Here is a 12,856-nt window from a genome sequence, read left to right as displayed (position 1 = left end):
GAGCATTAAGAATTTTAAGGCGGCCGGAAGCGAAAAGCTGCTGCCGCCGTGCTTAATTCAATATTTGATTAGCGTTTGATCGTTGAAGTAAAAAACCTGGTTGCGGGTTATGAACAGCGTGTTCTTATCCGCAACCTTTCTTTTTCTGTACCAGCGCCTGCTTTTGTAGCCATAATTGGGCATAACGGGGTTGGCAAGAGTACCCTTTTCAAAGCTTTTCAGCAGCAGGTGCCTTACCAGGGGCAGATCATCCTGCAAGGGCAGAACCTGAAGACCATACCCCATCCTGCTGCCAACGGAATCCTCGGTTACCTCCCGCAAAAGAACTTCGTATCCTTCCCGATTAAGGTGCACGACCTGGTGGTGATGGGGTTGTTCCGGAAGAAGCGCTTTCTGGAAAACTACAGCGCCGCCGATTATGCCCTGGCCGCTTCGGTGGTGGAACAACTGCAGCTTTCGCACCTGCTGGAGCAGGATTTTACGACCCTCTCGGGCGGGGAGCAACAACTGATATGGCTGGCGCAGCTAACCTTGCAGGACGCCGCCATTTGCCTGCTGGACGAGCCTACGCAGCAGCTGGATGTGTACTTTAAAAAGCAGGTGTTCTCGCTGCTGCAGCACTGGGTGCTGGAAAACCGCAAAACAGTGCTGTGCATCACGCATGACCTGTACAACCTGCTGCCACTGCAGGGCTACCTCCTTAACCTGTCTAAACCTTCTCCGGCCTTAGAACCCATTTCCCTGGAAGCCATACAGCAAAACCAGGAGTTCCTGGAGAGCAGCCGCCAGCCTATAACGGTTCCTTAGCAAATGCCTCTGCCAGCAGCAGGTCTTCGGGCGTTGTGATTTTGATGTTGCGGTAGCTGCCTTCCACCAGCACGATCTGCTCGCCCAGTTGTTCCACTACCGAGGCATCGTCGGTAAAAAAGTCCTGCTCCGGTTGCTCGTATGCCCGCTTCAGAAGCTCAGCCCGGAATGTCTGGGGTGTTTGCACCAGCTTGTAATTGGTGCGTGCCACAGCCTTGCTTGTCGTACCGGTCAGTTCCCGGATCGAATCTTTAGGGGAAACGGCTACGATGGCATTGCCTTGTTGTGCAGCAGTCTGGAAAGAATTTTGTATAATGGCTGTGCTCACAAAAGGACGCACCCCGTCGTGTACCGCCACCAGTGCCTCGCCTGCAGTAACCGCAGCCAGCCCGTTTTTTACGGATTGGAAGCGTGTTGCGCCGCCTGCCACCGTTAAATGGAAAATGTTGAACCTGTATTGCCGGCACAGCTGCCGCCATGTTTCCAGCTGGCTCTCCGGCAGTACCACGATCAGCCGTAGCTGCGGGTTGTAGGCATAGAAGCGTTCGATGGTGTGCATCAGGATGGGTTTGCCGGCTACCTCAATAAACTGTTTGGGAACTTCGCGCTGCATGCGGCTGCCCGTGCCGCCGGCCACAATAATCGCGTACTCCTCTGGTTTCTCTTTCATTCAAACTGTTTTTGCTGCAGCAATATAAAAACAAATGCCCCGGCTATTGCTTAACCGGGGCATTTGTTTTGTAACGGGTATAGGTGCCGCTTATAAAATCAGCATCACATCGCCGTAGCTGGCAAAGCGGTATTTTTCTTTTACAGCCTCTTCATACGCTTTCATAATCAGCTCGTAACCGCCAAAAGCAGCTGTCATCATGAGCAGCGTAGACTCCGGTATGTGGAAGTTGGTGAGCAGGCTGTTGGCAATTTTGAAATCGTACGGCGGGAAAATGAACTTGTCTGTCCAGCCTTCGTTTGGCTTCAGGCGGCTGCTCGCCGATACCGACGATTCCAGGGCGCGCATGGTGGTAGTACCAACAGCACACACATGCTTTTTATTATCCAGGGCCCGGTTTACAAGCTCTGCGGTAGGCTGCGGAACATTAAAGTTCTCGGAGTCCATCTTGTGTTTTGTCAGGTCTTCCACATCTACGGGACGGAAGGTGCCCAGGCCAACGTGCAGCGTCAGCGGCGCTACATCTACGCCTTTTACTTCGAGGCGCTTTAGTACTTCTTTGGTAAAGTGCAGACCGGCAGTGGGAGCCGCCACAGCACCTACGTTCTGGGCATACACCGTCTGATAACGTTCCCTGTCTTCGGGCTCGGCTTCCCGTTTAATGTATTTAGGAAGCGGCGTTTCGCCCAGGTCGTTTATGGTTTTGTAAAACTCCTCGTCGGTGCCGTCAAATAAAAACTTGATCGTACGGCCACGCGAGGTGGTATTGTCGATTACTTCAGCTACCAGGTCGCTTTCGCCAAAGTACAGTTTGTTGCCGACACGGATTTTACGGGCCGGATCAACCAGCACGTCCCACAGGTGGATGTCGCGGTTCAGTTCGCGCAGCAGGAAAACCTCGATCTTGGCGCCGGTTTTTTCTTTGTTGCCGTACATGCGGGCCGGGAAAACCTTGGTGTCGTTCACAACCATTACATCGCCGTCGTCAAAATACTCCAGGATATCTTTAAAGATTCTGTGCTCGATTTTGCCGCTGCTGCGGTGCACCACCATCATGCGTGCTTCGTCGCGGTTAGCAGCGGGGTGTGTAGCTAAAAGTTCCTGCGGAAGTTCAAATTTAAATTCTGATAACTTCATATGTTAAATATTACGGTATTTAAGCTGTTAATTGATGTTCGTTCTACATGCATTTGCTGTGGCTACAGGCTGTTTCCGGCCAATGGCAGGCACGCAAATGTAAAAGTGGTCCATTAAAAATAACCTCTCCTGTCGAAAATAGTTTGCAAAGGTAGTTCATAAATCTTAATTTTCCCTGTTTATTCGCATAACTCTGCCCGGGATTATGCTCCTCTTCGCTGTAAGGCAACACATTACCCGTCCAAAATAGCTTACAGGCAGCGCGTGCTTCTCTTTTTCTTGCTGCATACTGCTGCAGCAGGTGTGGTGAGAGTGGCTGTGAACTGATTTCTTTTGTTTTTCCGGTGATGCCGTGGTGCCGGGACCGGCATTTGTTCTGCTGCCATTGCCACCATTGCCTTAGTGCCTGCAGCTAAAACCGGCCGTTGAAAAGGGGCATGCTGGTATGGCCTGTTATACCCGGCGCTGCCATTAAAAAGTAATAAATATCCTGTTGTGGGGGAGGGGGTGGTAAGAAGCGGTAGTAGCGGGCTGCTGTGTTTTAGAACTGGGATTGTGTGTACAGCTTCACGGTAATGGCACGCGTTGCCAGATTTTCGCCCTGCTGACTTATTTTGTTCCCGGCAGATTCAGCTTTTACTTTTTTAAACTGCTCCGCCAGCCCCTTCGGCTCGTTGTTAACCAGATCCGGTGCTTCTGCTGTACTGAAAAGTATGACATTGGTCTGGTTGGTATATACTTTTAGCATAAAGCTAACAGCCATACAACATGCTACAAGAGCTACCGCAAACACTGGCTTCACATCCATGTTTTTCAACCTTTAACTAGTATGCCATAAATTTGACTAAACAAACATAAGAATTTATTCAATAAATTGTATCGCTTGCCTTAAAGAAATAATGATAATCAAGCTGCCGGATTTTGTTCAGGCACTGTGGTAAGAAATCTGGTGCAGCTGCTTCTGAAAACGTTTTACGGCAGAAATAGTTAAGTGAAGTGGCGCCTTCATGCGCATCGGCTGAAGGGAGTGCTGCCCATGACGGTTCTCTGCTGCTGTGCATGCACAAAAAGGTTCTACAATTCGGTTTTTGGGCAAAATAATTGTTAATTTAGAAAATAAGCACTGCCACGTTTTATGTTATACCTGCGCCTGGTTACCGAGAGTTTTCGTTTTGCCTGGGAAGCCCTTAAAGCTAACCTGTTCCGGACCATCCTGTCGTTGCTGGGCGTGACGATTGGTATTTTTGCCATTATTGCCGTGTTTACACTCGTCGATTCGCTGGAGCGGAACGTGCGGGAGAGCATGAGCTTTCTGGGGGAGCGCGTTATTTATGTGCAGAAATGGCCGATCAGCTTCAGCCACGACAGGCCCTGGTGGGAATATTTCAGACGACCCCAGCCCACGTTGCGGGAGTTCCGGCAGCTGGACCGTAACCTTACGAACGATGCCGGTATGGCTCTTTTTTCGGACCGCGGGAACAACCTGTTCAAATACCGGAACAACAGCTTCTCGAACGCAGGCCTGACAGGCGTTACCTATGGCTATAACATTATACGGGATCTGCCCATAGAGCAGGGCCGGTACTTTATTCAGCAGGAAATTGATGCTTCGCGCAATGTGATTATTATTGGGAGCGCGGTGGCCGAAGGGCTTTACCCGAACCAGGACCCCATCGGGAAACCGCTGAAGGTAAGCGGGCAGAAATTTACGGTGATCGCGGTGCTGGAGAAGCAGGGGGAAAGTATGTTCGGCATGCCGACCCTAGATAAGCAGGGCATTGTGCCCTTCGGGGCTTTCAGCAAGATTTACAACACGGGCCCTAACGGCGTGAGTGCCACCATTGGCATAAAAGGGCGCGACGATGACGAAGGGCTCCTGGAACTGGAGTATGAACTGCAGGGCATGCTGCGCAACATCCGCGGCCTGCGGCCCCGCGACAAAGACAGCTTTGCCCTGAACCGCCCCGAAATGATTGCAGAAGCAGTAACCGGTTTCTTTAAGGTGATCGGGCTGGCGGGATGGGTAATAGGCGGGTTTGCCATACTGGTAGGCGGCTTCGGGATCGCCAACATCATGTTTGTGTCGGTAAAAGAGCGTACCAACATTATCGGCATTCAGAAATCGTTAGGGGCCAAGAATTACTTTATCCTGTTCCAGTTCCTGTTCGAGGCGGTGTTCCTGAGCCTGATCGGCGGCAGCATTGGCATACTGCTGGTGTTCCTGCTCACGCTCATCCCGCAGGACCTGATGAAGATAGTGTTATCGGTAAGTAACATATTGCTGGGGCTCGGCGTATCGGCGGTCATAGGCATGTTGTCCGGAATTATACCTGCCGTGCTTGCTTCTAACTTAGATCCGGTGGTCGCTATCCGGTCCAAATAAGGATAACTGCTTGATTTAGAGAGAACAGGCTGTCTGTCCCGCTTCCTGGAAATGAAAAGGCGCTGTTGCTCAATAAAAAATTATATAAAAACGGATGTTGTCAGCTAAAACAGATCCGCAGGAATTCCTGTCCTGAAGAAGAAAAAAATTATGAAAAAGCTTAGCAAAACAAGCAAGACAAAACTCAACGACGAGGTGCATAACCCCGGCAGCGGGAAAACCATTCGTCACCCCGATGTAAATGAAAACAAGGCGACCTCTATCACCGATTTACGTGAACACGGAAACGTTCATGGTGCTCCCGCCTCTGAACAGGACATCCGCATCCGGCAGGCGTTTGTTGATAAAGACTGGAACGAAATTAAAATAGCCGACTCCTGGCAGATATTTAAAGTGATGGCCGAGTTCGTAGAAGGCTTCGAAAAGCTGGCCAAGATCGGTCCCTGCGTTTCCATTTTCGGTTCGGCCCGTACTAAGTCCGACCACCGCTATTACCAGATGGCCGAAGAAATTGCCGCCAAACTCGTGCGCCATGGCTATGGTGTGATAACGGGCGGCGGACCGGGCATTATGGAAGCCGGCAACAAGGGCGCACACTCCGAGGGTGGTAAATCGGTTGGGCTCAACATCCAGCTGCCGTTCGAGCAGTTCAGCAACATCTACATCGACCCCGATAAGCTCATTAACTTCGACTACTTTTTTGTGCGCAAGGTCATGTTCGTAAAATATGCCCAGGGCTTTATCGGGATGCCCGGCGGCTTTGGCACCCTCGACGAGCTGTTCGAGGCCATCACCCTGATCCAGACCAAAAAGATAGGCGCTTTCCCGATTGTGCTGGTTGGCCGCTCCTACTGGCAGGGCCTCTTCGACTGGTTAGACAGCGTAATGCTGCAGGAAGAAAGCAACATCAGCCCCGAAGACCTGGACCTGGTGCACATCGTAGACGATCCGTCGGAAGCCGTAAAAATCATCGACGATTTCTACAGCAAATACCTGCTGTCTCCAAACTTCTAATCAATATCAAAACAGTTTCTACTATCGGAAGCAAGCCCAGCAGCGGCTTGCTTTTTTTGTGCAGGTAAGGCTGTGGTGGCAGGCGCTGAAAACTTTTCAGCTCCTGCCACCACAGCCTCTGCTCCTGCGGAGGAACTGCTTGTAGTACCCGAAACAAAATATAGCAGCAGCAGCGGTCTTGCTAACCCCCAACGGTTTTGCTATCGTATACACATCTATGGTTTTAAGAAGGTTGTTAAGCAGGAAGGAGAGAAAAGTAATTAAGCAGGAGCTTAAAGTAAAGGAAAAGCATAACCTTGAAATTCGCGACAGCCTGGCGATGGAACGCACCAAGTTGGCCAATGAGCGTACTTTTCTGGCCTACGTGCGGTCTGCCATCGGGATGGTGCTGGCCGGACTTACGTTTATGAAGATTTTTGAAGATCCTGCCTATATTGGTCTCGGTTTGATTTTTATTCCGGTGGGGCTTGGTGTCGGTTACTTTGGTTATTACCGGTTTTCGAAGAAGAAAGCCGAAATTCTGCGGTATACACACGAGTATGTTCCTACCAGTCCGGTGCTGGCAGAAGTTACCGCGCAGGATGAACGTGACACATCTCCCTAAAAGCGCTGCGGCTGCCTGTGTGGCTGAACCTGTGCCTGCACATTGTTGCACCAAAACACGGGTAATTTTGTACCTTTGCAAATTAAATCAAAGCATACTGAATGGCTTTTAAGCAAGAGCAATCACCTGATACAGGCACTGCTTCAGCAGCGCTCTCCCCGAACGGAGAAGCGCAGCAGATAGAGGTATACGGTGCCCGCGAACATAATCTCAAAAATATCAGCCTGAAGCTGCCGCGTTACAAACTGGTGGTTTTTACGGGCATCAGCGGCTCGGGTAAATCTTCCCTGGCCTTCGATACCATTTATGCCGAAGGGCAGCGCCGCTACATGGAAACCTTCTCGGCCTACGCCCGCAGCTTTATGGGCGGCCTGGAGCGCCCCGACGTGGACAAGATAGAAGGCCTGTCGCCGGTTATCTCGATCGAGCAGAAAACCACCAGCCGCAACCCCCGCTCCACGGTGGGCACCATTACCGAGATTTACGACTTTATGCGCCTGCTCTGGGCCCGCACCGCCGATGCCTACAGCTATGTAACAGGCGAGAAAATGGTGCGCCAGTCCGACGATCAGATCGTAAACCACATCCTGGAGAATTTTAACGGGAAGCGGCTGGTTGTGCTGGCGCCGGTGGTGAAGGGCCGCAAAGGGCACTACCGCGAACTATTCCAGCAGATCCGGAAGATGGGCTTTGTGCGGGTGCGCGTAGATGGCGAGCTGCTGGAGCTGACGCCGAAAATGCAGGTAGACCGGTACAAAATTCACGACATCGAGATCGTGATCGACAAGATTGTAGCCAAAGAAGAAGACCGTTTCCGGTTGTCAAGTTCGGTGCAGAATGCGCTGACGCATGGCAAAGGCATGGTGCTGATCATGGATGCCGATACCGGCCAGACCCACTTCTTCTCGCGCCACCTCATGGACCCGGCCACCGGCATTGCCTACGATGATCCGGCGCCAAACTCCTTCTCCTTCAACTCCCCCTACGGCGCCTGCCCTACCTGCACCGGCCTGGGCGAGATCCAGGAAATAACCGAAGAATCCGTTATGCCGGACAAAGACCTGAGCATCCGGCGTGGCGGCATTGCGCCGCTGGGCGAGTACCGCGACATCTGGATTTTCAAACAAATAGAGGCGCTTTTTAAATACTACAAAGTTTCGGTTGCCACGCCTATTAAAGACCTGCCGGAGGAAGTGCAGAAGGTGCTGCTTTACGGGCTGGATGAGGACCTGGAGGTAAACACCAAAAAAGGAACCTACATTATCGAGTTCCAGGGCATCCTGAACTTCCTGAAAAGCCAGATGGAATCGGACTCGGAGAATATCCGTGCCTGGGTGGAAGAGTTTACCCAGACCACCGTCTGCCCCGACTGCCACGGCTACCGCTTAAAGAAAGAATCGCTGCACTTTAAGATCGACGGCAAAAACATCGGTGAACTGTCGGTGCTTGATATCAACAAACTGGCTGCCTGGTTCAGTAACCTGGAGGAACGCCTGAGCGAGCGGCAGAACGTAATCGCGCGGGAACTGCTGAAGGAGATTCGCAAGCGCATCGGTTTCCTGCTGGACGTGGGCCTGAACTACCTGAGCCTGCACCGCCCTGTGCGCACGCTGTCGGGCGGCGAGAGCCAGCGCATCCGGCTGGCGACGCAGATTGGTACACAGCTGGTGGGGGTGCTCTACATCATGGATGAGCCCAGCATTGGCCTGCACCAGCGCGACAACGAGCGCCTGATCAACGCCCTGAAAGACCTGCGCGACATCGGCAACTCCATTATTGTGGTGGAGCATGATAAGGATATGATCCTGCAGGCCGATTATGTGGTGGACATAGGTCCGGGAGCCGGTATACACGGTGGGCAGATTGTAACCGCCGGCACGCCGCAGGAGATGATGCAGGCCGGCACCACCACCGCCGACTTCCTAAGCAACCGCCGTGGCATTAAAGTGCCGAAGGTAAAGCGACCTGGCAATGGCAATGTGCTGAAACTGGTTGGCGCAACGGGGCATAACCTGAAAAACGTAACGCTGGAGCTGCCGCTGAGTAAGCTGATCTGTGTAACCGGTGTGTCGGGCAGCGGCAAGTCGTCGCTTATACACGATACGCTGTACCCAATCCTGAACCACCACTTCTTCCGGGCGAAGCGCGAGCCGCTGCCTTACAAAAGCATTGAGGGGCTGGAACTGATTGACAAGGTAATTGAGGTAGACCAGTCGCCGATTGGCCGCACGCCGCGCTCCAATCCCGCTACCTACACCGGCGTTTTCACCGACATTCGTTCGCTGTTTGCCTCGTTGCCCGAAGCCAAGATCAGGGGCTATTCGCCAGGCCGCTTCTCGTTTAACGTGAAAGGCGGTCGTTGCGAAGCCTGCGAGGGAGCCGGTATGCGTACCATCGAAATGAATTTCCTGCCCGATGTGTACGTGCCCTGCGAGGTGTGCAAAGGCAAGCGCTACAACCGCGAAACCCTGGAGGTGCGTTACAAAGGCAAGTCGATAACCGATGTGCTGGACATGACGGTGGAGAAAGCAACAGAGTTCTTCGAAGCGCATCCGCGCATCCTGCGCAAGATTTCCACGCTCAACGATGTGGGGCTGGACTATATCACGCTGGGGCAGCAGGCGACTACCTTGTCGGGTGGCGAGGCGCAACGCGTGAAGCTGGCGACGGAGCTGTCGAAAAAAGACACCGGGCAAACGCTCTACATCCTGGATGAGCCCACCACCGGGCTGCACTTCCAGGACATCGAGCACCTGAGCGACGTGCTGCACAAACTGGCCGACAAAGGAAACACGGTGCTTATTATCGAACACAACCTCGACCTGATCAAAATTGCCGATCATATTATTGACATAGGTCCGGATGGGGGAGAAGGCGGCGGTACGATTGTGGCAACGGGTACACCCGAAGAGATAGCAGCACAGGGCAAAGGCTACACCGCCCGGTTCCTGGCAGAAGAGCTCCGCACCAGCCACTACTACGACCCTGCTGAAACGACAGAAGAATAGCAGCTGCATAAAAAGAAAGGATAGCCACCTGAACCGGAGCTATCCTTTTGCTTTTGTGCCCTTGCCTTAGCTATTTTGGCTTCAAAAGTTCTGCTGCACCAGCCACCACAGCCGCTGCTGCAGTATGTCGAGAACAGACTTTAGTAGTCGCTCACGTTCTCTTCCAGGGCCTGCGCTGTTTCCAGGTGTTGTCTTGCCAGCGGCACTTGTTTGGAGGCAAACTGCTTTATGTTCATAGAAACGCCGTTGTCTGCCATATCTTCGTAGCGCTTCAGCAGGTCTTTGTGGCTTTCCACGGCTTCCTCGATATAAGCCAGGTCGAACGGTAAACCGGAGCGGGAGCTGATCTCGTCGTAGGTTTCCTGGTGATCCTTTCCAAGTTTGGAGGGCAGAATAAAATTTCCTTCAGCCCCAACGGTGTTTATTTCGTCCAGTATCTGCCTGTGCTCGTGCTTCATCTGCTGGGCCAGCTCCCGCACTTCCGGGCTTACGGCCTGGTTAGCTGCCAGCTCGCTCAGTTGCAGCTGCAGCATATTGGCACTTGTAACTTCGGCTAAAAATAATGCATCGTTTTCCATGTTCTGCATGCCTGCTTCCTCAAAGCGCTGCACACTTTGTTCGGCAGCATGGTGTATGCTGTCGTCGGGGGTGCAACTGCTGTTAACAGCAAGCAGCGCAGCAAGCATGCCGGTGGCGAAAAGGTTTCTCATAAGAATGGTGAACTTATGACGCACCTGCCGTTAAACACCGGCAGGTGCATCCGTGGTAGTTGTACTAAATAAACTGTTTACTGCTTGTTTAGTTTTTCTTTTAGCTGCTTTGCCTGATCAAGGTGCTCGCGCAGGGCGGGGAGTTTATTCGAGGCAAAAGATTTTACTTCCTGCGCCTGCATGTTCTCCGAAGCGTTCTCAAACATGTCGATGTCGCTTTCATGTGCACTTACGATCATATCCACATACGCTTTGTCGAATTCTGCTCCTTTTTTCTTTTCCTGCAGCTCTTTCAGCTTGTCCATGTGCTCCTGGCTCATGCTGTCGGGCAGCGTAATGTTTAGCTGCGATGCCAGCGACTTCAGGTCACTGTTGGCTTTTTCATGCCCCGAGGCAATTGTTTGTCCCAGGTTTTTCACCTCCGCATTTTGTGCCTGTTTCTGTGCCAGTTTTCCTGCTTCTACCTCAAACATACCACTGCTGGCCGCTTTCGTCAAAAACTCCGACTGGTCAGCTTTGCGCTCTTCCATTTCCGATTCCTCAAACTTCTGCTCATTGGTTTCCTGCGCCTGCTCAACGCTGTCGGTTTTCTGGGAATCGCAAGCTGCCATCCCTGCCAGCAGGGCGCATGCAATAAATCCTGTCGATGCTAATTTTTTCATAGTTTTAGGCTTTGTTACCTATTTATAGTTGAACATATGACTATATACGCCCGAACAAAGTTGTAGTTATCCGGTATAACCTGTTGCAACACCACTGCCCGGGCAGTGAGGTTGTTACGGAAAAGCGCCTGCTGCAGCTTTGTGCTGAGCCGGTTTTTGCTGAAAAATAAACCTGTTCCTAACCTAATACCAATAGTTATAGTACCCATGACAAATTATTTACCCCTAGAGCTTAAGATTATGAAAAAAATCAACTCCTTATTTGTTGCAGCTTGCTTCTTTTTACTGCTGCTGCCGCTCTCTGCTGTGCAGGCACAAACCGAAGACGACGACGATTACAGAAATGAGCAGGAATACAGGCAGAAAATACTGGCCGGCAACCCGAACAGGATCCTGAAAGTGCATCCGCTGCAGTTAGGCGAAATCTACCTTGCCTATGAGCGTGTAAGGGCCGGCGATGTCAGCAACGAACTCGGGCTAAGCTATATTTACAGGACCTACCTGAAAGACGGAGACTCCAACTTATCAAGAGATAAGGCCCGGGATACAAAAGGCCTTGCTTTGCGGATGGAGCAGCGGCACTATACCTCTAAAGAAGGAAATGCTCCCTATGGCTTCTTTCATGGCCCTTTTTTCGGCTACCGTTTCCTCCTGTTCGACGATTCCAGCTATGAAATATTTAATCAGCCGGAACCGGATGTAAACGACCCCGATGCGCGCTACATCGGGCGCCTGTTCCTGAATACCTTCGACCTGGCCTACCGGTTTGGCTACCAGTTCAGGTTAAATAAACATTTCGCGCTGGAAGTAGCCGGCGGGCTGGGCGTACGGGCAAAGTATGGCTACTCCAAAAATGCGAATGAACTGCTGCAGGATCTCTTTGTCGGTAAAGAGATTACCTCCCAGCGGAATGGCGTTCTGCTGGCAACCGCACTGCCGCAGTTTAAGGTGGCGCTGGGTTATTCTTTCAGGTAAGGGCGCAAACCGCCTGGTTTTGTTCTGCTGCACCTGTCACCACAGCCACTGCTCCTTTGTGTTGGGGCAGTGGCTGTGGTGACAGGTGCAGTTAAAACAGGAGAAGCAACACGAAAGCCTGCACCCAGAAGCTCCGGACTTGCTTTTGGCAATGGCGTAATTCTGTTGCAGGCTTTTTTATTTTTCAGCAGGAAGGGGACGGGTTTCAGCTAGTCGGTTTCATCCGAATACGTGAAGCCGCCGGTATAGCTTCCTGTCAGCGTTTTGCCATCGTGTAAGGTCAGGTTATACTCCAGGGTGGGGTTGGCTGCTGAGCCCGATACCTTTATGGTACCGCCTGTTGCTATCAGGATAATGTCGGTCTGTTCCAGTGTTTTGTTGTTGTTGCTGTCGATAAAAACAAGGGCATAGTTAAAGTAAGCTTTGTTCTTGTACTTGGATTCAAGTTCTGTATCGTTCAGGTCATCGTCATCATTGTCGGTGGGGGCAATGTGTGTGAACGTACCGGTGGTAAACCCTGCGGTGCCCGGAGAAAAAAGTTCGGCAAACACCATCACCGTTGAGCTTGCAGATGTTGGGGCATAGGAATTATCGGCCTGCTTGGTAAACGTTCCGTCTAAAATGGTGAAGTCGTAGTTGTGGTGCGTATTCGTGGTCCCAAACACACTTAGCGGACCATAATCCTCTACCAGTCCGGATTTAAACGTGTATTTCTGGCCGTTGTATTCCAGTTGGTTTGTTGTGTCTGGTGCAGGATCTTCTTCTTTATCTTCTTTACAGGAAAAAGCGAGTAGTGCGCACAGCAGGAGCAAGACCTGCAGGGTAACGTGGGAGAAGGTAGGTTTCATAATTTTATTTGATAAAGTAAGGTTATAACTGGCAATGG

Annotated in this window: 12 protein-coding genes; 6 read left to right on the top strand and 6 right to left on the bottom strand. The window is 51.6% G+C overall.

All coding sequences use genetic code 11. The features are described from left to right. The first annotated feature begins 75 nt into the window (after positions 1-75). On the top strand, positions 76-807 hold the full coding sequence (locus tag DCW36_RS05475; RefSeq protein WP_114777351.1) for an ABC transporter ATP-binding protein: 732 nt from the start codon (positions 76-78) through the stop codon (positions 805-807). Here the strand turns inward: DCW36_RS05475 and DCW36_RS05470 are convergent. The 3 genes from DCW36_RS05470 to DCW36_RS05460 form a co-directional block, all read right to left on the bottom strand. After that, the gene (locus DCW36_RS05470) at positions 791-1,477 is read right to left on the bottom strand and encodes a 2-C-methyl-D-erythritol 4-phosphate cytidylyltransferase (RefSeq protein ID WP_114777350.1); all 687 of its coding nucleotides are present in this window, start codon (positions 1,475-1,477) and stop codon (positions 791-793) included. The two genes, DCW36_RS05475 and DCW36_RS05470, sit on opposite strands and share 17 nt — an antisense overlap. Positions 1,478-1,567: 90 nt before the next feature. Then, the gene (gene queA / locus DCW36_RS05465) at positions 1,568-2,614 is read right to left on the bottom strand and encodes a tRNA preQ1(34) S-adenosylmethionine ribosyltransferase-isomerase QueA (RefSeq protein WP_114777349.1); all 1,047 of its coding nucleotides are present in this window, start codon (positions 2,612-2,614) and stop codon (positions 1,568-1,570) included. A gap of 541 nt (positions 2,615-3,155) precedes the next feature. Further along, complete coding sequence (locus DCW36_RS05460; RefSeq protein ID WP_114777348.1) at positions 3,156-3,362, bottom strand: hypothetical protein; 207 nt, start codon at positions 3,360-3,362, stop codon at positions 3,156-3,158. A 387-nt stretch (positions 3,363-3,749) separates the two neighbouring features. On the opposite strand from DCW36_RS05460, the gene DCW36_RS05455 reads away from it, so the two are divergent. From DCW36_RS05455 to uvrA, 4 genes are all read left to right on the top strand, one after another. Then, the gene (locus DCW36_RS05455; RefSeq protein WP_114777347.1) at positions 3,750-4,997 is read left to right on the top strand and encodes an ABC transporter permease; all 1,248 of its coding nucleotides are present in this window, start codon (positions 3,750-3,752) and stop codon (positions 4,995-4,997) included. 150 nt (positions 4,998-5,147) lie between these two features. Then, positions 5,148-6,011, top strand: a complete 864-nt coding sequence (locus DCW36_RS05450; RefSeq protein ID WP_114777346.1) for an LOG family protein — start codon at positions 5,148-5,150, stop codon at positions 6,009-6,011. A gap of 217 nt (positions 6,012-6,228) precedes the next feature. After that, complete coding sequence (locus DCW36_RS05445; RefSeq protein ID WP_114777721.1) at positions 6,229-6,615, top strand: DUF202 domain-containing protein; 387 nt, start codon at positions 6,229-6,231, stop codon at positions 6,613-6,615. A 101-nt stretch (positions 6,616-6,716) separates the two neighbouring features. Next, on the top strand, positions 6,717-9,623 hold the full coding sequence (uvrA, locus tag DCW36_RS05440; RefSeq protein WP_114777345.1) for an excinuclease ABC subunit UvrA: 2,907 nt from the start codon (positions 6,717-6,719) through the stop codon (positions 9,621-9,623). Positions 9,624-9,763: 140 nt separating this feature from the next. On the opposite strand, the gene DCW36_RS05435 is transcribed toward uvrA, so the two are convergent. Next, entirely contained in the window at positions 9,764-10,333 is a 570-nt protein-coding gene (locus tag DCW36_RS05435; protein WP_114777344.1) for a DUF4142 domain-containing protein, read from the bottom strand. A 77-nt stretch (positions 10,334-10,410) separates the two neighbouring features. After that, the gene (locus DCW36_RS05430) at positions 10,411-10,995 is read right to left on the bottom strand and encodes a DUF4142 domain-containing protein (RefSeq protein WP_114777343.1); all 585 of its coding nucleotides are present in this window, start codon (positions 10,993-10,995) and stop codon (positions 10,411-10,413) included. Positions 10,996-11,235: 240 nt separating this feature from the next. Here DCW36_RS05430 and DCW36_RS05425 point away from each other — a divergent pair, with 240 nt between their 5' ends. Continuing rightward, positions 11,236-11,970: an ABC transporter ATP-binding protein gene (locus DCW36_RS05425; protein WP_114777342.1), complete on the top strand. Its 735-nt coding sequence runs from the start codon at positions 11,236-11,238 to the stop codon at positions 11,968-11,970. A 209-nt stretch (positions 11,971-12,179) separates the two neighbouring features. On the opposite strand, the gene DCW36_RS05420 is transcribed toward DCW36_RS05425, so the two are convergent. Next, positions 12,180-12,818, bottom strand: a complete 639-nt coding sequence (locus tag DCW36_RS05420) for a hypothetical protein (RefSeq protein ID WP_114777341.1) — start codon at positions 12,816-12,818, stop codon at positions 12,180-12,182. Between the last annotated feature and the right edge of the window lie 38 nt (positions 12,819-12,856).

Source organism: Botryobacter ruber, from assembly GCF_003347595.2.
GTDB lineage: Bacteria > Bacteroidota > Bacteroidia > Cytophagales > Hymenobacteraceae > Pontibacter > Pontibacter ruber_A.
This window is presented reverse-complemented; position numbering and strand designations above follow the sequence as displayed.